Origin of the sequence: Motiliproteus coralliicola (assembly GCF_003345655.1) — a bacterium.
Lineage (GTDB): Bacteria > Pseudomonadota > Gammaproteobacteria > Pseudomonadales > Balneatricaceae > Motiliproteus > Motiliproteus coralliicola.
The window spans coordinates 87,061-108,608 of sequence record NZ_QQOH01000004.1; the positions used below are offsets into that span (position 1 = coordinate 87,061).

At 57.6% G+C, this 21,548-nt stretch carries 18 protein-coding genes; 11 read left to right on the plus strand and 7 right to left on the minus strand.

What is annotated here, in order from left to right:
- Positions 1-190 precede the first annotated feature (190 nt).
- Together dprA and DV711_RS14310 are read right to left on the minus strand one after the other, a co-directional pair.
- Complete coding sequence (gene dprA / locus DV711_RS14305) at positions 191-1,333, minus strand: DNA-processing protein DprA (protein WP_114696405.1); 1,143 nt, start codon at positions 1,331-1,333, stop codon at positions 191-193.
- Positions 1,334-1,384: 51 nt separating this feature from the next.
- Positions 1,385-2,428 carry a LysM peptidoglycan-binding domain-containing protein gene (locus DV711_RS14310; protein ID WP_114696406.1) on the minus strand — a complete coding sequence of 348 codons (1,044 nt, stop codon included), beginning with the start codon at positions 2,426-2,428 and terminating at the stop codon, positions 1,385-1,387.
- A 193-nt stretch (positions 2,429-2,621) separates the two neighbouring features.
- Here DV711_RS14310 and def point away from each other — a divergent pair, with 193 nt between their 5' ends.
- The 11 genes from def to DV711_RS14365 all read left to right on the plus strand — a co-directional run bounded on the left by def (position 2,622) and on the right by DV711_RS14365 (position 14,405).
- Positions 2,622-3,128 (plus strand): peptide deformylase, encoded by a 507-nt coding sequence (def, locus tag DV711_RS14315; protein ID WP_114696407.1) that lies wholly within the window; start codon positions 2,622-2,624, stop codon positions 3,126-3,128.
- A gap of 120 nt (positions 3,129-3,248) precedes the next feature.
- The gene (fmt, locus tag DV711_RS14320; protein ID WP_114696408.1) at positions 3,249-4,208 is read left to right on the plus strand and encodes a methionyl-tRNA formyltransferase; all 960 of its coding nucleotides are present in this window, start codon (positions 3,249-3,251) and stop codon (positions 4,206-4,208) included.
- Positions 4,209-4,222: 14 nt separating this feature from the next.
- Positions 4,223-5,521, plus strand: coding sequence for a 16S rRNA (cytosine(967)-C(5))-methyltransferase RsmB (gene rsmB / locus DV711_RS14325; RefSeq protein ID WP_114696409.1), 1,299 nt, complete (start codon positions 4,223-4,225; stop codon positions 5,519-5,521).
- A 57-nt stretch (positions 5,522-5,578) separates the two neighbouring features.
- Entirely contained in the window at positions 5,579-6,955 is a 1,377-nt protein-coding gene (gene trkA / locus DV711_RS14330; protein WP_114696410.1) for a Trk system potassium transporter TrkA, read from the plus strand.
- Between the two features lie 9 nt (positions 6,956-6,964).
- Positions 6,965-8,413 carry a TrkH family potassium uptake protein gene (locus DV711_RS14335; protein ID WP_114696411.1) on the plus strand — a complete coding sequence of 483 codons (1,449 nt, stop codon included), beginning with the start codon at positions 6,965-6,967 and terminating at the stop codon, positions 8,411-8,413.
- Between the two features lie 12 nt (positions 8,414-8,425).
- Positions 8,426-8,902: a Cys-tRNA(Pro) deacylase gene (ybaK, locus tag DV711_RS14340; protein ID WP_114696412.1), complete on the plus strand. Its 477-nt coding sequence runs from the start codon at positions 8,426-8,428 to the stop codon at positions 8,900-8,902.
- Positions 8,895-9,479: a class I SAM-dependent methyltransferase gene (locus DV711_RS14345; protein WP_114696413.1), complete on the plus strand. Its 585-nt coding sequence runs from the start codon at positions 8,895-8,897 to the stop codon at positions 9,477-9,479. The genes ybaK and DV711_RS14345 overlap by 8 nt, the downstream gene beginning before the upstream one ends.
- 308 nt (positions 9,480-9,787) lie before the next feature.
- Positions 9,788-10,723, plus strand: coding sequence for a glycine--tRNA ligase subunit alpha (glyQ, locus tag DV711_RS14350; protein ID WP_114696414.1), 936 nt, complete (start codon positions 9,788-9,790; stop codon positions 10,721-10,723).
- Positions 10,723-12,774, plus strand: a complete 2,052-nt coding sequence (glyS, locus tag DV711_RS14355; protein WP_114696415.1) for a glycine--tRNA ligase subunit beta — start codon at positions 10,723-10,725, stop codon at positions 12,772-12,774. The genes glyQ and glyS overlap by 1 nt, the downstream gene beginning before the upstream one ends.
- 135 nt (positions 12,775-12,909) lie before the next feature.
- Positions 12,910-13,446, plus strand: coding sequence for a D-glycero-beta-D-manno-heptose 1,7-bisphosphate 7-phosphatase (gmhB, locus tag DV711_RS14360; RefSeq protein ID WP_114696416.1), 537 nt, complete (start codon positions 12,910-12,912; stop codon positions 13,444-13,446).
- A gap of 11 nt (positions 13,447-13,457) precedes the next feature.
- Complete coding sequence (locus DV711_RS14365; RefSeq protein ID WP_207802647.1) at positions 13,458-14,405, plus strand: histone deacetylase family protein; 948 nt, start codon at positions 13,458-13,460, stop codon at positions 14,403-14,405.
- A 13-nt stretch (positions 14,406-14,418) separates the two neighbouring features.
- On the opposite strand, the gene DV711_RS14370 is transcribed toward DV711_RS14365, so the two are convergent.
- The 5 genes from DV711_RS14370 to dnaN form a co-directional block, all read right to left on the minus strand.
- Positions 14,419-15,252, minus strand: a complete 834-nt coding sequence (locus tag DV711_RS14370; protein ID WP_114696417.1) for a substrate-binding periplasmic protein — start codon at positions 15,250-15,252, stop codon at positions 14,419-14,421.
- Positions 15,253-15,775: 523 nt separating this feature from the next.
- Positions 15,776-16,696: a SphA family protein gene (locus tag DV711_RS14375; RefSeq protein ID WP_114696418.1), complete on the minus strand. Its 921-nt coding sequence runs from the start codon at positions 16,694-16,696 to the stop codon at positions 15,776-15,778.
- A gap of 114 nt (positions 16,697-16,810) precedes the next feature.
- Entirely contained in the window at positions 16,811-19,234 is a 2,424-nt protein-coding gene (gene gyrB / locus DV711_RS14380; protein ID WP_114696419.1) for a DNA topoisomerase (ATP-hydrolyzing) subunit B, read from the minus strand.
- Positions 19,235-19,236: 2 nt separating this feature from the next.
- Positions 19,237-20,337, minus strand: coding sequence for a DNA replication/repair protein RecF (recF, locus tag DV711_RS14385; protein WP_114696420.1), 1,101 nt, complete (start codon positions 20,335-20,337; stop codon positions 19,237-19,239).
- 70 nt (positions 20,338-20,407) lie between these two features.
- Complete coding sequence (gene dnaN, locus DV711_RS14390) at positions 20,408-21,511, minus strand: DNA polymerase III subunit beta (RefSeq protein WP_114696421.1); 1,104 nt, start codon at positions 21,509-21,511, stop codon at positions 20,408-20,410.
- Positions 21,512-21,548: the final 37 nt, after the last annotated feature.

A 21,548-nucleotide genomic window follows, 5' to 3' on the forward strand; every position in this document is an offset into this window, starting at 1 on the left:
TGTCTCCTTGCCAGCGTCAACGGCTTTCCCTTCGGGGCCGCTTCGGCTGTCGTTTAAAAAAACGGCCATTATCCCCCAGATCCCGGTACAGGGCTAGTAAAGAGCCAGAGACAAACTCGGGTACATCATGATCATTGGTCGCAAAAGCCGTGCGATCTCAACAATAGTCAGCAAAATCCGGGATAAAGGCTCAGCAACGCTGGTAGCCACCCGCCACCGAGGCGATCACCCCCTGCAGCTCCAGCGCCAGAATCTGGCTCTGGAGTTGATCCACCTGCAGGCCGGTCCGGATCACCAACTGGTCCAGGGAGACGGGGTCGTACCCCAGCGCCTCGAGCAGCTGCCGCTGTGCCGGGGCCAGGTTCGGCAACTCAGTCAACTCGATGCCTCCAGCTGGCGCAGGTGTTGCACTCATTTGCTTCGATTCCAACTGCGGCGCCAGCTCCTGCAATATCTGCTCGGCATTGTCGACCAGCCAGGCTCCCTGGCGGATTAATTGATGACAGCCACGGGCTTGAGGATTGTGGATCGAGCCGGGCAGAGCAAACAGCTCTCGTCCCTGCTCCAACGCTAGCGACGCCGACACCAGCGAACCGCTCTTCAATGCGGCTTCAACCACCAACAGTCCCAGGCTTAAACCACTGATGATCCGGTTGCGGCGAGGAAACTGTGGTCCTCTCGGCGGAGTCCCCAACGGCAACTCGGACAGCAGCACCCCACCTTGATCCAGAATCTGGGTCGCCAGCATCTGATGGCGTTTGGGGTAGCACTGATCGACGCCAGTACCCAACACCGCCACCGTCAATCCCAGCCCTTCCAGTGCTCCTTGATGGGCCGAGGCGTCGATCCCTAACGCCATCCCACTGGTGGGTATCAACCCGTTTAGAGAGAGTTCGCGGGCCAGTTGACGAGCATTACCCAATCCCTGGAGCGTGGCCGAACGGCTGCCGACAATCGCGATCTGTGGTTGGCTCAGTAATTCGGCATCCCCAATCAGATAGAGCAGCGGCGGCGGATCCTCGATCGCTAACAGCGACTGTGGATAATCCGGATCATCGAGGCACAGCAGGCTGTGCTTGGGTTGCAACAACCACCGATCGACCTGCTCCAGGTAGGCGCTGCTCTGCTGCCGGTCGATCGCAATGATCTGACGCGCCAAGCGATCGCTCAGGCCAGCTTCGAGCAGTAGTGAATAATCGGCGCTCAGAATCGCATCGGCACTACCGAAGGATTGCCAAAGGCGCTTGAGGGCGACGGGGCCGAGACGAGGGATCTGGCTCAGCCGCAGCCAATCGATATGCTGCGGCTGCCAGCGCAGGTAGGGCAAAGGCATCAATCATCCTTGATCGACAGCGGCTCATCCTGAGCCGCCGTTATTCTGCCGTTAGCGGGGAGAACGAACCTCGTCCAGCACGGCCAGGGCACTGGTTGCTCGCATCACCAGCGCGTAGCTGACTTTGTCGAAGGTTTTGAACACCATCACCAGGCCGGCACGCTCGGAGGGCAGGGTGATCAGTTCCTTGGTGACCGGATCGACGACCTGCTCACCAGCCTTGTAGACCTGGAACACATTGCCGGGCTCAACCCCTTCACGCTGGCCGCGGTTGATCGCGATCACGTCGAACTGACCGATCTTGTCGACACCGCGTAGCACCGACAGGATCTTGCCTTCCAGCGGCCGCTCGGTGACGGATGGGAAGAATACTGACTGTACTTTCCCCTCGGGGGTCGGCAGCACTCGGTCCAGCTTCCGGACCTCCTGGCTGGTACGCTTCAGCGTCAGGGTCAGAATGTCGGCTTCGCGGGCCTTCAGGTAACCGCTACCGATACTCTGGGATTCAAAACCCAGCTCTTCGCCGGTATCGGGATCGACGTAGAGCCGCGCCGGACGGTAGATGCCGAAGAACTCTTGCACCACCTGTTCATTTTCGAGCTTGCCGCGGGCATAGACCTTATCACCGGCACCGGAGACGATCCGTTCGTTGACACCGGCGACCACATAGGGAGCCTTTTCCAACGCCTCGCGATCCATAATCAGGTTATCGGACAGGAAGCTCTTGATATCCTGCAGCGGGATGGTCGGAATCGCTTGAGACAGCGGGGTGCGGCGAATCTCCGGAGACAGCTTGCGCGGGCCACGCTTGAGTCGAAGTTGCGGCTGACCGTTGATGTAAACCAGATAGATGACATCTCCGGGGAAGATCAGGTGCGGGTTATCGATCTGCGGATTAACACTCCAGACCTTGGGCCAGAGCCAAGGGCTCTTGAGGAAGGTGCCCGAGATATCCCAGAGCGTATCTCCTCTAACCACCACGTATTGATCCGGGTGGTCGTCCGCCAGTTCAATCACATCCGCGTGTACGCTGGTGGTGAAGAGTAACGAGCCGGCCAACAGGATTGCAGCAACGGCGGACAGCAGCTTTGTCATGATAAATCCCTTTTGATTCAGGCTTATTCAGGCAGGGTATCGGCCGAACCGTGCGGCTCTGTAGCGCCCTAAACACCTGTTTAGTCCCGTATTCTTGCTATGGAATGTACAGATGTAAACAGTATAATGATGGTTGACTGATTCCGGTCAATTAGCAGTTTTCTTAATATCTACTCCAACCTGTTGTTTTTATATGGCTTTACTAGAAATTCTTGAGTTTCCCGACCCCCGTCTGCGTACCCGCGCCAAACCGGTCGAGACGTTCGACGCCGCCCTGGGCAAACTGGTCGACGATATGTTTGAGACCATGTACGAAGCACCAGGTATCGGCTTGGCGGCTACCCAGGTCAACGTACACCAGCGTGTCGTGGTGATGGATCTGAGCGAAGATCGCAGCGAACCCCTGGTGCTGATCAACCCCGAATACGAAATTCTCGACGACGAGCGCGAGCAATCCCAGGAAGGCTGCCTGTCGGTCCCCGGTTTCTATGAAACGGTCGAACGGGCCAACCATATCCGCCTGAAAGCCCTGGATCGTGAAGGCACGCCCTACGAACTGGAAGCCCGCGACCTGTTGGCGGTCTGCATCCAACACGAGCTGGACCACCTTGACGGTAAGCTGTTCGTCGATTATCTGACCAACCTCAAGCGCAACCGCATTCGCAAGAAGCTTGAGAAGCAGCACCGACAACAGGCCTAAGCCGAAACCGCGCTCCTTAACGGTAAGAACCCATTGTCCTGAGCCGCCCCGTGTTTGCAGCGGCTCTCGACAAAGACCGGCGGCCAACATCGGCCGCCGCCGAGAAGAGAACCCCGTACCATGACCCAGCCGCCGCTGCGCATCGTATTTGCCGGAACTCCGGATTTCGCCGCCGCCAGCCTTGAAGCCCTGATCAACTGCCGCCATCAGGTCGTCGCCGTCTACACCCAGCCCGATCGGCCCGCTGGGCGGGGTAAGAAACTCACCCCCAGCCCGGTCAAGCGTCTGGCCCAGGAGACCGGCATTCCGGTTTGCCAGCCGGTCAGCCTGAAGTCCACCGATGAGCAGCAGCTGTTGGCCCAGTTCAATGCCGATCTGATGGTGGTGGTGGCTTACGGGCTGTTGCTTCCCAAGGCGATCCTGGAGACCCCTCGACTCGGCTGTATCAATGTTCATGCCTCACTGCTGCCGCGCTGGCGTGGCGCCGCCCCGATCGAACGATCACTAATGGCCGGCGATCCGAAGACTGGCATCACCATCATGCAGATGGATGAAGGGCTGGATACTGGTGACATGCTGTATAAGGTCGAGTGCCCGATCCATGACCAAGACACCGCCGGCCACCTGCACGACCGGCTGCTGGCGATGAGCGGCGATGCCTTGCTGACCGTGGTTGAACAACTGGCCGCCGGCACCGCCCAACCCGAGCCCCAGGATCACGACCAGGCCAACTACGCCCACAAACTGCTCAAGGGCGACCGCGAGCTGGACTGGAGTCGCAGTGCGGTGGAGCTGAGCCGGCAGATCCGTGGCCTGAATCCGTCGCGGGTGGCGTTCAGCTACCTTGGCGGACAGCGGATCGGAATCTGGAATGCCCAGGTCCACAAGAGCAATGAGTCAGGTCCCGCCGGTCAACTGCTCGGTGCCGATAATCAGGGGCTACTGGTCGCCACCGGTGCCGGAGTCTTACAACTGACCCACCTGCAACTACCGGGCGGACGCCAGTTGCCGGTCGCCGACCTGCTCAACTCACGCCAGGATCTGTTTCGGGCCGGCAATCGTTTCGGTCTGGACGACTGATCCAAGGAGCTTCCATGTCCGTCCGCCTGAGTGCTACCCGGGTTCTGACCGCCATCCTCAAGCATGACGGCTCCTTGGCAACCAGCTTGCCGGCCCAGCTCGAAAAACTTTCAGAAAGTGAGCATTCACTTCTTCGCCAGCTCTGCTATGGCAGTATGCGTTACTACCCGCAGCTGCAACTGCTGGCGGAGCAACTGATCTCGAAGCCGCTCAAGCGCAAAGATCTGGATGTCCAGGCCCTGGTACTGCTGGGACTCTATCAGCTGGCTTATCTGCGGATTCCGGCCCATGCCGCGATCAGCGAAACCGTGCAGGTGACCGCCAAGCTTAAAAAGCCTTGGGCGAAAGCCCTGGTGAACGGCGTATTGCGCAACTTCCAACGCCAGCAGGCCTCGCTGGAACAACAGCTGTCGGTGCGACAGGAGTACAGTCGCGCCCATCCCAAATGGTTGATCAAGGCACTACGCCAGGCCTGGCCGGAGCAGGCCAACGAGATCATGGCGCAGAATAACGCCCAGGCGCCGATGTCATTGCGGGTCAACCGGCTTCGGGGCAATCGCGACGACTACGCCCAACAGCTGCAGCAGGCCGGTATCGACTTTGAACTCTGTCGCTTCAGCAGTGACGGCATCACCTTGGCGCAACCTCGGGACGTCAACCAGCTCCCGGGCTTTACCGAGGGTTTAGTCAGTGTTCAGGATGAGGCGGCGCAACTGGCCGCAGCATTGCTGGCACCGGAACCGGGTGAGCGGGTCCTCGATGCCTGTGCCGCCCCCGGCGGCAAGACCTGCCACCTGCTGGAGCAGCAACCCGACCTGGCCGGCTGTCTGGCCCTGGATATGAGCGAGCTGCGATTGGGCCGGGTTCGTCAGAACCTGGACCGCTTGGCTCTGGATTGTGAACTACTGTGTGCCGATGCGGCAGCGTCCGATTGGTGGGATGGACAGCCTTTTGATCGCATCCTGCTTGACGCCCCTTGTTCGGCCAGCGGTGTTATTCGCCGCAATCCGGACATAAAATACCTGCGCCAGGCCGAGGATATCGCTACACTGGCGCACCTGCAGGGCCAGATCCTTCGTAATCTGTGGCCGATGCTCAAACCCGGTGGCCGATTGCTCTACGCAACCTGCTCGGTACTGCCACAGGAAAATGCCGAGCAGATCAGCGGTTTTATCGCCGACCAGGCCGATGCCCGAGAGCTGACCCTGGAAGCGAACTGGGGTATCGCATGTAGCGCCGGGAGACAACTGTTTCCCCAGCCCGACGGCCACGACGGCTTCTACTATGCGTTGCTCGAGAAAACACCTGGGTAACAGGACCATGAATTTTCAGTTAGCTGCGGTACCGATGTCAGGGACATTCTCGGAACGATGAAAATCATAATTCTCGGTGCCGGCCAGGTCGGCGCCACCTTGGCCGAAAACCTCGCCAACGAAGCCAACGACATCACGGTCATCGATACCAACGGTGCCCGCCTGCGCGAACTGCAGGACCGCCTCGATATCCGAACCATCGAAGGCGAGGGCGCATCCCCCAGAATTTTGGAGCAGGCCGGCGGTGAAGACGCCGACATGCTGATCGCGGTCACCAACTCGGACCCGGTCAATATGATCGCCTGCCAGGTCGCCCATTCGGTGTTCCACACCCCAACCCGAATCGGACGAATCCGTGGCCACGACTTCCTGTCCGAAAAGAAGCGTCTGTTCAGCGAAAAAGCAATTCCGATCAATGTCCTGATCAGCCCGGAACAACTGGTTACCCGCCATGTGAAGCGACTGATCGAACACCCCGGGGCACTGCAGGTGCTCGACTTCGCCGAAGGCAAGGCCCAATTGGTGGCGGTCAAGGCCTTCTACGGTGGACCGTTGGTGGGCCATGAGATCTCCTTCCTGCGCTCCCATATGCCCAATGTCGATACTCGGGTGGCGGCGATCTTCCGTCGCGGCAGCCCGATCATCCCCCAGGGCGACACCATCATCGAAGCCGACGACGAGGTGTTCTTCATCGCCGCCCGTAAGGATATCCGCTCGGTGATGAGCGAACTTCGACGCCTCGACAATCCGTACAAGCGGATCATCATCGCCGGCGGCGGCAATATCGGCGCCAACCTGGCCCGTGAGCTGGAACAGGATTTCCAGGTCAAAATCATCGAGCGCAACATCGGCCGCTGTAACCACCTGGCCAACGAGCTGGACCGCACCATCGTGTTGCAGGGCAGCGCCTCGGATCAGGAGTTGCTGCTGGAGGAGAACATCGAAGGCACCGATGTATTCTGCGCCCTGACCAACGACGACGAAGCCAACATCATGGCCTCGATGCTGGCCAAGCGGCTCGGCGCCCGTACCGTGATGACACTGATCAATAACCCCGCCTATGTCGACCTGGTCCAGGGTGGGGTGATCGATATTGCGATCTCGCCGCAACAAGCCACCATCGGCAGCCTGCTAACCCACGTAAGGCGCGGAGACGTAGTAAACGTTCACTCACTACGTCGAGGAGCGGCCGAAGCGATGGAAGCGATCGCCCACGGCGATAGTCGCAGCTCCAAGGTGGTCGGCAAGGCGATCGAGGATATCGACCTGCCCAGCGGAACCACCATCGGTGCCATTGTCCGTAACGACGAGGTGCTGATCGCCCATGACGATGTGGTGGTCCAAAACGGCGACCACGTGATTCTGTTCCTGGTCGACAAGCGCAAGATCACCGAGGTCGAGCGACTGTTCCAGGTCGGCTTGACCTTCTTCTAGGGCCTGACGATGCACTTCCGTGTAATTCTCCGCATCCTTGGCATCCTGATGATGGTGTTCAGCTTCAGCATGGTGCCACCGGCACTGGTGTCGTGGCTCTACGATGACGGCTCGATGAACGCCTTTCTGGTTGCCTTCGGGATTACCTTTGCGACCGGTTTGATCACCTGGATGCCGGTCTATCGGGTCCGCCAGGATCTACGCACCCGTGACGGCTTTCTGATCACCGTGCTGTTCTGGACCGTTCTGGGTCTGTTCGGTTCGATCCCATTGATGCTGGCCGAAACACCGCACCTGTCGGTAGTCGATGCGGTGTTCGAATCGCTGTCGGGACTAACCACCACCGGTGCCACGGTAATCACCGGTATCGATCATCTACCGGCCTCGATCCTGTGGTATCGCCAACAGCTGCAGTGGTTCGGCGGCATGGGGATCATCGTACTGGCCGTGGCGATCCTGCCGATGCTGGGAATCGGGGGGATGCAGCTGTACCGGGCCGAAACCCCGGGTCCGGTAAAGGACTCCAAACTGACCCCACGTATTACCGAAACCGCCAAGGCGCTTTGGTATATCTACCTGTCGCTGACCATCGCCTGCGCGCTGGGTTACTGGGCCGCCGGCATGAGCGCATTCGACGCCATCTGTCACAGTTTCTCCACCGTCGCCATCGGCGGCTTCTCGACCCATGACGCCAGTATTGGCTATTTCGACAACCCGATGATCGAAGCGATCGCGATCTTCTTTATGGTGATCTCGGCGGTTAACTTCGCGCTCCATTTCAGCGCCTGGAAACAGAAGAGCCTGAGCCACTACTGGCAGGATCCCGAGTTCCGTTTCTATGTCAGCCTGCTGCTGGGTATTACCGCTTTCTGCGCCCTGGTGCTGCATGTGACCGGCACCATCGAGGGACTCGAAGCGGTTCGCAATGCGTTGTTTGAAGTGGTATCGATTGCCACCACCACCGGATACGCCACCGCCGATTTTGCCCAATGGCCGACCATGCTGCCGTTCCTGCTGTTTATCGCGGCCTTCGCCGGCGGCTGTGCCGGCTCGACCGGTGGCGGCATGAAGGTGATCCGGATCCTGATCATCCTGAAACAAGGGATGCGCGAAGTCACCCGGCTGCTGCATCCCAGCGCCGTGATGCCGATCAAGCTGGGTAATCGGGCCATCTCCGACCGGGTTGCCGAAGCGGTCTGGGGCTTCTTCTCGGTCTACCTGATCGTATTCGTGATCATGCTGATCGCGCTGTTGGGTACCGGCCTGGATCAGGTCACGGCCTGGACCGCCGTCGGCGCCACCCTCAACAACCTGGGTCCGGGTCTGGGTGATGTCGCCGCCCATTACGGCGATCTGAACGACTCCGCCAAGTGGATTCTGTGCTTCTCGATGCTGCTGGGCCGACTCGAGGTATTCACCCTGTTGGTACTGTTTACCCCGGCTTTCTGGCGTCGCTGATTAGGTATTCCCATGACTCCCGCCGTCAACTGCGCCAAGAAAGCCAAGATCAGCTTCCGCACCCATAGCTACCAACACGACCCCAATACCGCGTCCTATGGCGACGAAGCGGCCCAGGCACTGGGGATCGATCCACAGCGGGTGTTCAAGACTTTGCTGGTCAGCCTGGATGGGAACCCGAAGAAGCTGGCGGTCGGCGTGGTGCCCGTTTCCGGCAGTCTCGACCTGAAAGCGATCGGCACCTGCCTGAAAAGCAAAAAAGTCGCCATGGCCGACCCGGCCGAAGCACAACGTGCCACCGGTTATCTGCTCGGTGGTATCAGCCCGTTGGGGCAGAAAAAGCGACTACCGTTGATCCTGGATCAGAGTGCCAAGTCACTCGAAACCATCCACGTCAGCGGCGGCAAACGTGGTCTGGAGATCGAGTTGGCCCCCGCCGATCTATTACGCCTGACCGGTGGTCAGTACGGAGATATCGGCCGTGGCTGAGGACAACCACCCGCAGCAGCAGAAATGGAACCGTCGTTATGCCGAGGCAGGCCAACCCAACCAGGCCGCCCAGGTGTTACTCGAAAACCGCCATCTGCTACCCAGCCAGGGAACAGCCCTGGAACTGGCCGCCGGCCTAGGGGGCAACGCGCTGCTACTGGCCCGTCACGGATTACGGACCCAGGCCTGGGACCTGTCTGATGTGGCGATGTCCAAACTGCAGCGCTTCGCCGATGCCGAGCAACTGCCGTTACAGGCGCACTGTGTCGATCTGGAGCAACAGCCTCTGCCCGAAGCCGCTTTCGATCTGATCTGTGTCAGCGCCTTTCTGGACCGCACATTGTGTGCCTCCATCAGCACTGCGCTCAAACCCGGTGGGTTGCTGTTCTACCAGACCTTCACCCAGGCCAAGGTACGCCCGGGTGGCCCCAGTAATCCGGATTTTTTGCTAAAACCGGGTGAACTACTTCAGCTGTTTTCCCAATTGCAGCCGCTGGTCTACCGGGAAGAGAGCGATTGTGGCGAGCTGGATCAGGGCCTACGTAACCAGGCCTATCTGATTGCTCGTCGCAGCTAGGCCCTTTTAGGCTACCGCCAACCCAGGCTGCTGCATCGCCGCACCACCACAAAACGGCACAAAATCGTTGGCTGTTTTAGTCCCTGCCACAACTTACCCACAACCGTTCACAGCTTACCCACAGATTTGGACTGCTATTGCCCGCCCATTTGCGCCCCATTCACCAGCGCTTGATGTATAATGCCGGGCTTTGATTGACGGGGCCTGCAGCCGGATTCTCGAGGGTCCAGCCCGGACGAGTTTGAAACCCTGCAGACCTGACCTGTACAAATACCGACCAAGGTGGTGAACAAATCGTGACTGAGACGATGAAAGCCGACGTCAGTACCTTTCAGGGACTGATTCTGGCACTGCAACAGTACTGGGCCGAACAGGGCTGCGTGATCATCCAACCGCTGGATATGGAAGTGGGCGCGGGGACTTTCCACCCGGCCACGACGCTGCGTGCCGTCGGCCCGGAGAACTGGAACGCCGCCTATGTCCAGCCCTGCCGCCGGCCGACCGATGGCCGCTACGGCGAAAACCCCAACCGCCTGCAGCACTACTACCAGTTCCAGGTCGTGATGAAGCCGTCCCCGGATAACATCCAGCAGCTCTATCTCGACTCACTGAAGGCCCTGGGGATCGATCCGGCCATCCACGACATCCGCTTTGTCGAGGATAACTGGGAATCTCCGACCCTGGGTGCCTGGGGCCTGGGTTGGGAAGTTTGGCTCAACGGCATGGAGGTGACCCAGTTCACCTACTTCCAGCAGGTCGGCGGACTGGAGTGTTTCCCGGTCACCGGTGAAATCACTTACGGTCTGGAACGGATCGCCATGTATCTGCAGGGCGTCAACAGCATCTACGACCTGGTCTGGACTGAAGGCCCGCAAGGCAAGGTTACTTACGGCGACGTGTTCCACCAAAACGAGGTGGAGATGTCGACCTACAACTTTGAAGAGGCCGATGTCGACTTCCTGTTCCAATGTTTCGACAACTACGAAAGCGAGTCCAAGCGCCTAGTCGAGAAAGGGCTGGCACTGCCGGCTTACGAAATGGTGATGAAGGCGTCCCATACCTTCAACCTGCTCGATGCCCGTCATGCGATCTCGGTTACCGAGCGTCAGCGTTACATCCTGCGGGTCCGTTCGCTGGCACGCGCGGTCTGCGAAACCTATTACGAAACCCGCAAGGAGAAAGGCTTCCCATTGGCCGATGAAGCCCTGCGTAAAGAGTTACTGGCTACAGGGGAGGAAGCGTGATGTCTGCACAGAGCCATGATTTTCTGGTTGAGATCGGCACCGAAGAGCTGCCTCCGAAAGCGCTGAAGTCACTCTCCGAAGCCTTTGGCAACGGTATTGAAGCCGGCTTGAAAGAAGCTGGTTTGAAGCATCAGGGCGTCAAACTGTTTGCTTCTCCCCGCCGACTGGCGGTATTGGTTACCGAGCTGGACGCCGCCCAGGCAGATCGTCAGATTGAGAAGCGTGGGCCGTCCGTTAAAGCCCCGGAGCAGGCCGTCGCCGGTTTCGCCCGCTCCTGCGGTGTGGCCGTCGATCAACTGGAAACCCTGGATACCGACAAGGGCCAGTACTACCTGTTCCGCTCCGAGCAAGCCGGCCAACCAGCCACCGCGCTGTTGCCCGAGATTGTCAGCCAGTCGCTGAGCAAGCTGCCGATTCCGAAGCGGATGCGCTGGGGCAGCAGCCGGATCGAGTTCGTCCGTCCGGTTCACTGGTGCTTGATGCTGTTGGGCGATGAAGTGGTCGATGCAGAGATTCTGGGTCACAAGGCGGGTCGCCAGACCCACGGCCACCGCTTCCACTACAACCAGCCGATCGACGTGATGGCACCCTCCGAATACGCCGGGCTGCTGCAGGATACCGGTCATGTCATGCCCGACTTCGATGAGCGTCGCGCCATGATCGCCAAGCAGGTAGAACTGACTGCCGCCAACCTAGGCGCCAAAGCGGTGATCGATCCGGCCCTGCTGGACGAAGTCACCGCCCTGGTAGAATGGCCGGTGGCGCTGGCAGGTCGATTCGAGGAACGCTTCCTGGATGTGCCCGCCGAAGCATTGATCTCGTCGATGAAAGAGCACCAGAAATACTTCCATGTGGTCGACAACGAAGGTCAGATCCAGCCGTACTTCATCACCCTGTCTAACATCATCAGCAAGGACCCGCAGCAGGTAATCGCCGGTAACGAGAAGGTGATTCGTCCACGCCTGGCCGACGCCGCCTTCTTCTTCGAGACCGACAAGAAGCAGACGTTGGAGTCTCGAATCGAGAAGCTCAAGCCGATCGTATTCCAGGCCGAGTTGGGTACCGTCTACGAGAAGGTTCAGCGGGTCAGCGCCCTGGCCACCGTGATCGCCGATCAGATCGGTGGTAACAGCGACTGGGCCGCCCGTGCCGCCCAGTTGGCCAAGACCGACCTGGTCACCGAAATGGTACTGGAGTTCAGCGATCTGCAGGGCCTGATGGGCTACTACTACGCCCTCAACGACGGTGAGCCGACCGAAGTTGCCGAAGCGATCAACGAGCAGTACCTGCCCAAGTTCGCCGGCGACAAACTGCCGCAGACGCGTACTGGTATCGCCCTGGCACTGGCCGATCGCCTCGACACCCTGGTCGGTCTGTTTGGTATCAACCAGCCGCCCACCGGCAGCAAGGACCCCTTCGCGCTCCGTCGTGCCACCATCGGCACCCTGCGTATTCTGGTCGAGCACAAGCTGGATCTGGACCTGCTGGAGCTATTGGCTCAAGCCGCCGATCGCTTCCCGTCACTGCCGGGTCGTGAGGGTCTGGAACAGCGGGTGCTGGAGTTTATGCTGGAACGTTTCCGCGCCTGGTACGCCGACGAAGGAGTACCGGCCGAGGTGTTCCTGTCGGTCATGGCACTACGCCCGAGCAAGCCGCTGGAGTTTGATCAGCGGGTACAGGCGGTCAACCACTTCCGTACCCTGGCTGGCGCCGATGCCCTGGCAGCAGCCAACAAGCGAGTCTCCAATATCCTTGACAAACAGGACGCTGGAGCGGCGAATGACGTCAATGAAGCTCTGCTAAGCGAAGCCGCCGAACAGGCGTTGTACGCCGATCTGAGCGGTCTGAACAGCCGTATCGAAACCCTTAAGGCAGAAGCGGACTTCAAAGCCATTCTGGAGCAGCTGTCGACCCTGCAGGGAAGTGTTGATCGCTTCTTCGACGAGGTGATGGTGATGGCCGACGATGAAGCGGTTCGTACCAACCGGATCGCGCTACTGAACCAACTCCGCCAGCGCTTCCTGCTGGTTGCCGATATCTCGCTGCTGTAATCCAGTAGCGACTCTCAGCCCATCAAAACCGGTGCCTAAGAGCACCGGTTTTTTTATGCCTGCTGTCGCTATAATAGCCAGCCACCCACTTATCCAGCCAGGCCATCGACAGCCCGAGACAGGACCAATACCAGCATGAATAAACTCGTTATCCTCGATCGTGACGGTGTCATCAACCAAGACTCCGATGCCTACGTGAAGTCGGTTGAAGAGTGGATCCCGATTCCGGGCAGCGCCGAGGCGATCGCCAGACTCTGCAAAGCCGGCTATCAGGTCGCCGTCGCTACCAACCAATCCGGTCTCGGCCGGGGCTATTTCAGCCAGTCTGATCTTGATGCCATGCACGCTAAAATGATCGACTTAATCGAGGCGGCCGGCGGAGAGCTAGCCGGTATTTTCTATTGCCCCCACACCCCAGAAGAGCACTGCGATTGCCGTAAGCCGCTACCGGGATTGATTCATCAAATCGAACGCCATCTTGGCGTCAGTGCCGAGGGAGCCCTGATGGTCGGCGACAGTCTTCGAGACCTGCAAGCGGGTCAAGCCTGCGGCTGTCGCGCAGCATTGGTCCTAACCGGAAAGGGGCAGCGTACCCTGGATAAAGGTGAGGGACTCGAGCAGGCCAGTATCTACAAAGACCTCAAATCGTTGGTTAACGAACTGCTGAACTGAGCAGGTTTCACGTGAAACACAGCCGCAGCAACCATGGGGTACCGCTGGTTTACAGCCCCAACTACAGCATCCGCTGGGACCCCAAGCATCGCTTTCCAATGGCAAAGTACCGGCTGCTCTATGAGCATCTCAGTCGGATTGGAATCGCTACCCGCTACAACACCTATATCTCGTCACCAAGTCCGCGCGAATGGTTACAGCTGGCCCATGAGCCGGCCTATATCGACCGCTTCGTCCAGGGTTTGATGGGAGCACGTGAGCAGAAGCATCTCGGTTTAATCTGGTCGGAACAGTTGGTGGCACGCACCCTTACCGCCGTTGGCGGCTCGGTACAGACCTGCCGATTAGCGCTTAGGTTTGGCCTTGCGTGCCATCTTGCGGGGGGTACTCACCACGCCTTTTCCGATCATGGAAATGGCTTCTGCGTATTTAACGACATGGCGGTGGCCGCCAGAACCCTGCTAGAAAAAGACGGCCTTAAACGGATTCTGATTCTCGACTGTGATGTCCATCAAGGGGATGGCACGGCGCATATTCTTGCCGATGATCCAAGAGTCTTTACCTGTTCTATTCATGGCAAGACCAACTACCCGTTCGAGAAACAACGAAGCGATCTGGACGTTGCTCTAGTCTCTGGCACCGATGATACGACCTATATGGCAGCCCTGAATCAGACGTTGGAGCAACTGGATCAACTGGGGAATTTTGATCTATTGATCTACGACGCAGGTTCCGATGTACACCAAGATGATCGACTGGGACAGATGCAATTAACCGATCAGGGAGTAAAAGATCGGGATATCCGAGTGCTCGATTGGGCAGCAAAAAAATCACTGCCAACCGCCTGTATGATCGGCGGTGGTTATGATCATAACCACCAACGTTTGGCAGAACGCCACGGTCTACTGTTCGAAACCGCCGATCAGTTCTACCGCCGACAGTTCTGTCTAGATAGTTAGATAGCACCGAGAGTTAATCGAAAGGAGCTGGATCGGCCGGATCAGTGGTCCAAGACTGGATACGATAACGAGCTAGAATTCGATCGAATTCACCAGACTCTCTCAACCGTTCGATCCCCTCATCAAGCTTGTCAGCAATCAGTGCCGCCTCTTTGAGTCTTGGCGATAGCGAGATGTAGACCGGTGCCACAACGTCAGTCGAAACTATCCGTAACTGCCGTTCCAGGCCCAGCTGTTTAAGCTTGTATTGCAGTACATTGAGGTCATCAACCACAAGATCAACGCGCTGCCTGGCCAGCAGCAACAACATCCGCTCCAGTGCATCATCACCGGTAAACTCAATCATGGTTGCGTCAGGATTTAATTCAGCCGCCTTTACGGCCACCGACTCTGCATAGTCGTATCCACTGATAAAGGCGACCCGACGTGCACCGATTGAGTCCGTCCCCTGCCACTTCATCGGATCATCGCGCCTCAACGCTATCCCCTGTGTACTGACCCCGAAAGCTCGAAGCGGTACGACTAAACCTTCAGCTTCGAAACGCTCAGCGCCTATGACTCCGTCGACTTCCCCAATCCTGGCTTGTTGCATCGCTCGTGTCCAAGGCATCGTTCGATAGTGCACATGGATTCCATCCTCAGCCAACGCGGCCCTGGCCAGCTCCACCATAAAACCTGGAGACTCAGCTCCCGGTTCACAGTTGTATGGGCACCAGGGATCAGCCGCCAAGACTAGTTCATGAGTGGTTGATGCCGACTTACTTAGCTCATCGGCGCTCGCAGGTATCGCTGTGAACAGCTGAACCAAAGCCACCAAAATGACCAACAGCCTGAGCCTGGGATACATGATCGGACCTCTACATTCTGTAAACTTCCAACTAACCAACCTTTACCGCTCGAGCCTTTATTCATTCGGTCTGGTTTCACGTGAAACCTTCGACTCAATCTATAGTTCATGAATCGGTCGAATCGAAAGGCGTTATAGATCACCTTAGCACTGGCTCCCTAAGGCTCACATACCCTAGTTCGAGTAGTACCGAAACAATGCTGTAGCCTGATCACTTCGACCCTTTTCATCCTTAATCCCTTACTCATCAGGCGTTCCAGTTAACGAAATCTTTTCTAATGACTAGGCCCGTAATACAAAGCTGTACTGTTTACCCGATCCTATCGCTTTTGTTTGATTGCCATTAAGGCCCCGTATTGGCTTCCCAAAGGAACGCTTTTAAGGCGGTAATCCTCTTGTCCTGACTTCGGAGAATTCCACAACCAAGTCTAAGATCGGTCGGCAATCCTTACCGGAGTTTCACGTGAAACAGCCACAAAAAAGGGCCGACATGCGGCCCTTATTAGATCGGTATGGCAATCGCTTAGAAGCGGTAATTGACCTGCAGGAGCAGTCGTTCTCCCTCCAAACGCGACTTGGCATTGAACTCTTTTTCGTAATGAATGATTACCGGTGCCGGGCCAATATGGAATTTTATCTGCGGGCCGGCTGCGAACACCTGGCCATCAGTGCCGTCGATTTTGACGCCATTGTTTTCATCTTCGGTCAGTTGGTTGACGTAATAGCCACCAATGCCGAAGCCGACTTCTCCCCAGTTTTCGGACTGAATACGCTTGCCGATGTGGTAATCGACTTTCAGCTCTTCGCCCGATTTGATGTCGGTATCTTCATTTTCCAGCTTAATGTTGTACATCGCTTTGAAGGACAATTCATAGCCGGAATCGGATAACAGAGTCATCGCCAGTACCGGCTCAAAGCTCCAGTAGTTGGCGCCGATGCTGAATTGGGTGGCATCATTCTCGTATTGCCCAGTCGGCGCATAGAGATCAAAAGAGGCCGCAATGCTGACATTTTTTCCCGGCCAGCTGATTCCGATACCGGTGTTTAGGTCGCCGATGCCAGTCTCGTTATTTGAAGAAACGCCGCCTAACTGGCCATCAAGATGGACGATCGGGATTAGGCCATGGACAAACAGATTACCGCCCAGCAGCTCGGTCTCACTGACATGAACAATACGTGGGGTTTCAAAGACCGCATCGACCTCGACCGGTTTGCCCGCCACAATCAGATCATTGCCATTGGCATCCTGCATACGACCGGTCACGTAGCCGGTGTAGTTGAGCAGATAGGTTCCAGGTGGGGGAAGCTGGCCAGCAGCATAGCCGCTGACACCGTTTGGATATTGGTCAGCCCCCTCTTTCGCCTCGACGGTAGGGGCTAAAGCGACGGCCAATACGGCGCCGCCCAACGACAGAGCAGAGAATCTACAACGGAGTTTTTGCATCAACAGATTTCCTTATTGTTATGCAGACTGACCTTAAAAAGGTCCATCTTTTGACATAGGGCCAGGCACAAAAAAACCGCTGGTTAGAGCGGTTTTTTTGTTGTCCGAATCGGATTAGATATCCAGATTGGTCACGTTGAGGGCGTTGGTTTCGATGAAATCACGCCGTGGTTCAACTTCATCCCCCATCAGCGTGGTAAACATCTGATCGGCGGCGATGGCATCCTCAATGGTAACCCGAAGCATCCGACGGCTATCCGGATCCATTGTGGTCTCCCACAACTGTTCCGGGTTCATCTCACCCAGCCCCTTATAACGCTGTATGCCATAGCCGCGCTTGGCTTGGGCCATCAACCAGTCGAGACCCTGCTCAAACTGGCTGATCTCTTCACGACGCTCACCACGTTTGATATAGGCCCCCTCTTCCAGTAGTCCGTTGAGGGTATCACCCAGCTTGACCAGGCTTTGGTATTCCGCCGATAGGAAGAACTCGTAGCCGAAACTGTAGTCCTGCGGTACCCCATGGGAGGTGACGGTCACCTGCGGCAGGTGCAGATGACGTTCGGCATCCTCGGCCACACCGGACTCGAAGGTGCTGGCTTTGCTGTGCTCGACATCGACGTTGGAAACCAACTCACGGATCCAAGCACTGACCTGGTCACGATCCTTCAGCTGTTCTTCGGTCAAACGCGGCGCATAGATCATCTGCTCCAGAACATCTTCCGGATAGAGCCGTGACAGGCGAGCAATCAACGACTGAACCTTGCGGTATTCATTGATCAGGCTTTCCAGTGCCGAATCGGTAATCCCCGGCGCAGACGCATTCACATGCAGGCTGGCGCCTTCCAGAGCGGCCTGGAGCATGAAGTTGTCCAGGGCGTCGTCATCCTTCAGGTACTGCTCCTGCTTGCCCTTCTTGATCTTGTAGAGCGGCGGCTGGGCGATAAATACGTGGCCACGCTCGATCAGTTCGGCCATCTGACGGAAGAAGAAGGTCAACAGCAGGGTACGGATGTGGGAACCGTCGACGTCAGCATCGGTCATGATAATAATGCTGTGGTAACGCAGCTTGTCCGGGTTGAACTCTTCGCGGCCGATGCCGCAGCCCAGTGCGGTGATCAGGGTGCCGACTTCGGCCGACGACAGCATCTTATCGAAGCGGGCCTTTTCAACGTTGAGAATCTTACCCTTGAGCGGCAGGATCGCCTGGGTCTTACGGTTTCGGCCCTGCTTAGCGGAACCACCGGCCGAGTCACCCTCCACCAGGTAAATTTCGGAAAGCGCCGGGTCTTTCTCCTGACAGTCAGCCAGCTTGCCAGGCAGGCCAGCGATATCCAGTGCCCCTTTACGGCGGGTCATCTCACGGGCCTTACGGGCCGCTTCACGAGCACGGGCGGCGTCGATCATCTTGCCGACGATCGCTTTGGCTTCGTTGGGACGCTCCTGCAGGAAGTCGGACAGCTGCTTGTACATCGCCTGTTCGACCGCGCTCTTCACTTCAGACGAAACCAGCTTGTCCTTGGTCTGAGAGGAGAACTTAGGATCCGGTACCTTGACCGAGACGATTGCCGTCAAGCCTTCACGGGCATCGTCACCGGAAGTGCTGACCTTGGACTTCTTCTGCACGCTCTCGGATTCGATATAGTTGTTCAGCGACCGAGTCAGCGCGGTTCGAAAGCCGCTCAGATGGGTACCGCCGTCGCGCTGGGGAATATTGTTGGTGAAACAGTGGATGCTCTCAGAAAAGCCGTCGTTCCACTGCAGCGACACCTCGACACCGATCCCCTCTTCGTTGGTTTCGGTGAAGTGGAACACCTCGTTGATGGTGTTCTTGTTCTGGTTCAGGTATTCGACGAAGGCGCTGACACCACCCTCGTACATAAACTGCTCTTCCTTGCCGCTGCGCTCATCCTTCAGATTGATGCAGACACCGGAGTTCAGGAACGACAGTTCACGCAGGCGCTTGGCCAGAATATCGTACTGGAACTGGATGTTGCTGAAGGTTTCCGGAGACGGGGTAAAGTGCACCCGGGTGCCGCTGGTCTGCGTATCACCAACCACGGACATCGGTCCATTGGGCACCCCGTGGTTGTAGGTCTGCTCGTGAATCTTGTTGTTGCGACGAATGGTCAGCTTCAACTCGGTGGACAGGGCGTTTACTACCGACACGCCCACTCCGTGCAGACCGCCGGAAACCTTGTAGGTGTTGTCGTCGAATTTACCGCCGGCATGCAGTACCGTCATGATCACTTCGGCGGCGGAAACACCTTCCTCCTCGTGGATGTCGACCGGAATACCCCGGCCGTCATCCTGCACACTGATGGTTTCGTCGGGATGAATGATGACGTCGATCTTGCTGCAGAAACCCGCCAGCGCTTCGTCGATCGAGTTATCGACTACCTCGAACACCATGTGGTGCAGGCCGGTTCCGTCATCGGTATCACCGATATACATGCCCGGACGCTTGCGCACCGCATCAAGCCCTTTAAGGACTTTGATACTCGATGAATCATAAGCGTTGTCGTTGCCGTCGCTCATTCCTAACTCCCATTTCCTTCAATATTTGCCAAGGCACCGTTCCGAATTGGAAATTCGCGTACCTCGACCTGTTCGCTCCAGCAGCCTTCAAACGCTTCGCGGTCGGTGCTGGTTACCAGTACCTGGCTGTCCAGCTGCTCTAGCAGCCGACACAGGCGCTGGCGATGATGTCGATCCAGTTCAGCCGGCAGATCATCGATCAGATAGATACAGCGGCGCTCGGTCTGCTGTCGCAGCAGGTAGCCTTGGGCGACCTTCAATGCACTGACCACCAACTTCTGCTGACCACGGGACAACACCTCGGATGCCAACATGCCGCGCATCTTGACCTTGAGGTCGGCCCGCTGAGGCCCTTGCTGGGTGAAACCGAGCTGTCGATCGCGCTCGAAACCCTGTTCAAGCACCTGATCTAACCCCTTCTTCTGATCCCAGCCACAGTGGTAATGCAGACTCAGTTGATCCAGTTCGACCAGCTCTGCGAGCAGACGCTCAAAGCAGGGAATCAACTGTTCCAGATAGGTCCGGCGATAGCCGTCCAGCTCGTTGGCTCGATCAATGAATTCGCGGTCCCAAGCGGCTCGGACCGAAGGCTCGAGTTTACCATATTTGAGCAGGCTATTGCGTTGTGAAAGTGCCCTTCTGACCGCTTTCCAGGCCGCCATAAAGCGGCTTTCCAGATGAAACCCACCCCAGTCGATATATTGCCGTCGAATCGATGGGCTGCCTTCGAGTAACCGGAAGGTATCGGAGTTGATCAACTGGATCGGAACCAGCTCCGCCAGCTCTGCCACTGCGTCGATCGGCTCGCCACCGATACGTACCTTGAGACTGGCATCCTGACTGCGCTGAAAGCCCACCGGTAGCTCTCCCTGAGGCCCTTGCACGCGCGCAAAGAGCACCGATTCGGGTTGCTGGTGCTGGATGTAATGCTTGTGCTTGTTGGTGCGAAACGAGCGCGCCAGACTCAGCAGATGGACCGCCTCCAGAATCGAGGTTTTACCGCTGCCATTAGGGCCATAGAACAGATTGGTCTGGGAAGATAGCTCAAGCTTCAGCGAGGCAAGGTTTCGCAGCTGGGTAATCGAGAGCTGACTGATCGACATGGATAGGTGAAATCCAAAAAAATCGGGCCCATTAGCACAGGTCTAATGGGCCCGCATTCAGGGAACGCGTTTACATACGCATCGGCATGATCACGTAAAGGCTGTTGCCGCTATCGACCGCCTGTACCAACGCACTGCTGTTCGGGTCGATCATCGAGATCTTGACCATCTCCTCGGACAGGATCGACAGTGCATCGAGCAGGTAGTTGACGTTGAAGCCGATCTCCATCGAGATGTTCTGGTAATCGACCGCCAGGGTCTCTTCCGCTTCTTCCTGCTCCGGGTTGTTGGCGGTTACCTGCAGGAAACCGTCGGTCAGACCCAGGCGTACGCCACGGTACTTCTCGTTCGACAGGATCGCGATCCGGCTCAATACCTGACGCAGCTCCTGACGGTCGGCGATCAGGATCTTATCGCCACCCTGGGGGATAACCCGCTCGTAATCCGGGAACTTACCGTCCACCAGCTTGGAGGTGAAGGTGTAGTCCAGGGTGTTAACTCGAATATGGTTGCTACCGATCACCAGGGAGGCGCTCTGCTCACCATCTTGCAGCAGTCGAGCCAGCTCCAGGATACCTTTGCGCGGTACGATCACCTGCAGCTTATCGACCGACTCGGCATCGACATCGGTGACCGAGGTTGCCAGGCGGTGACCATCGGTTGCCACGGTCCGCAGTTGGGCACCATTGAGCTCGAGCAGCATGCCGTTCAGGTAGTAGCGAACGTCCTGCTGCGCCATCGCGAAAGCGGTCCGGTCGATCAGGTGCTTTAGAGCACCCTGGGCGATGCTGATCTCCAGGTTCTGCGGACCGTCTTCCACATTCGGGAACTCGGTGGCCGGCAGTGTCGACAGCGTAAAGCGGCTGCGACCACCCTTGATGGTAACTTTCTGGCCGGTCAGGGTCAGTTCGATATCGACATGATCGGGCAGCGATTTGCAGATATCCATCAGCTTTTTCGCCGGTACCGTGATCGAGCCGGGCTCGGCGGGTTGTTCCAGCTCGATCCGACCGACCATCTCGACTTCGAGATCGGTACCGGTCATCGACAACTGATTACCCTCGACCACCAGCAGGATGTTGGACAGCACCGGCAGCGTCTGCCGACGCTCGACCACACCGGCCACCAGCTGCAGGGGTTTCAACAGTGATTCTCTGGAGATGGTAAATTTCATATCCCGCCCTTAGTTCAGGTTCCTTTGTCTGCCGAGG

Bases quoted from the DNA above. Each gene is read 5' to 3' on its own strand.
- fmt (WP_114696408.1), top strand. From the start codon at position 3,249: ATGACCCAGCCGCCGCTGCGCATCGTATTTGCCGGAACTCCGGATTTC.
- def (WP_114696407.1), top strand. From the start codon at position 2,622: ATGGCTTTACTAGAAATTCTTGAGTTTCCCGACCCCCGTCTGCGTACC.
- dprA (WP_114696405.1), bottom strand. From the start codon at position 1,333: ATGCCTTTGCCCTACCTGCGCTGGCAGCCGCAGCATATCGATTGGCTG.
- DV711_RS14370 (WP_114696417.1), bottom strand. From the start codon at position 15,252: ATGTATCCCAGGCTCAGGCTGTTGGTCATTTTGGTGGCTTTGGTTCAG.
- gyrB (WP_114696419.1), bottom strand. From the start codon at position 19,234: ATGAGCGACGGCAACGACAACGCTTATGATTCATCGAGTATCAAAGTC.
- recF (WP_114696420.1), bottom strand. From the start codon at position 20,337: ATGTCGATCAGTCAGCTCTCGATTACCCAGCTGCGAAACCTTGCCTCG.
- DV711_RS14310 (WP_114696406.1), bottom strand. From the start codon at position 2,428: ATGACAAAGCTGCTGTCCGCCGTTGCTGCAATCCTGTTGGCCGGCTCG.
- glyQ (WP_114696414.1), top strand. From the start codon at position 9,788: ATGAAAGCCGACGTCAGTACCTTTCAGGGACTGATTCTGGCACTGCAA.
- DV711_RS14375 (WP_114696418.1), bottom strand. From the start codon at position 16,696: ATGCAAAAACTCCGTTGTAGATTCTCTGCTCTGTCGTTGGGCGGCGCC.
- gmhB (WP_114696416.1), top strand. From the start codon at position 12,910: ATGAATAAACTCGTTATCCTCGATCGTGACGGTGTCATCAACCAAGAC.
- trkA (WP_114696410.1), top strand. From the start codon at position 5,579: ATGAAAATCATAATTCTCGGTGCCGGCCAGGTCGGCGCCACCTTGGCC.
- ybaK (WP_114696412.1), top strand. From the start codon at position 8,426: ATGACTCCCGCCGTCAACTGCGCCAAGAAAGCCAAGATCAGCTTCCGC.
- glyS (WP_114696415.1), top strand. From the start codon at position 10,723: ATGTCTGCACAGAGCCATGATTTTCTGGTTGAGATCGGCACCGAAGAG.
- rsmB (WP_114696409.1), top strand. From the start codon at position 4,223: ATGTCCGTCCGCCTGAGTGCTACCCGGGTTCTGACCGCCATCCTCAAG.
- DV711_RS14335 (WP_114696411.1), top strand. From the start codon at position 6,965: ATGCACTTCCGTGTAATTCTCCGCATCCTTGGCATCCTGATGATGGTG.
- dnaN (WP_114696421.1), bottom strand. From the start codon at position 21,511: ATGAAATTTACCATCTCCAGAGAATCACTGTTGAAACCCCTGCAGCTG.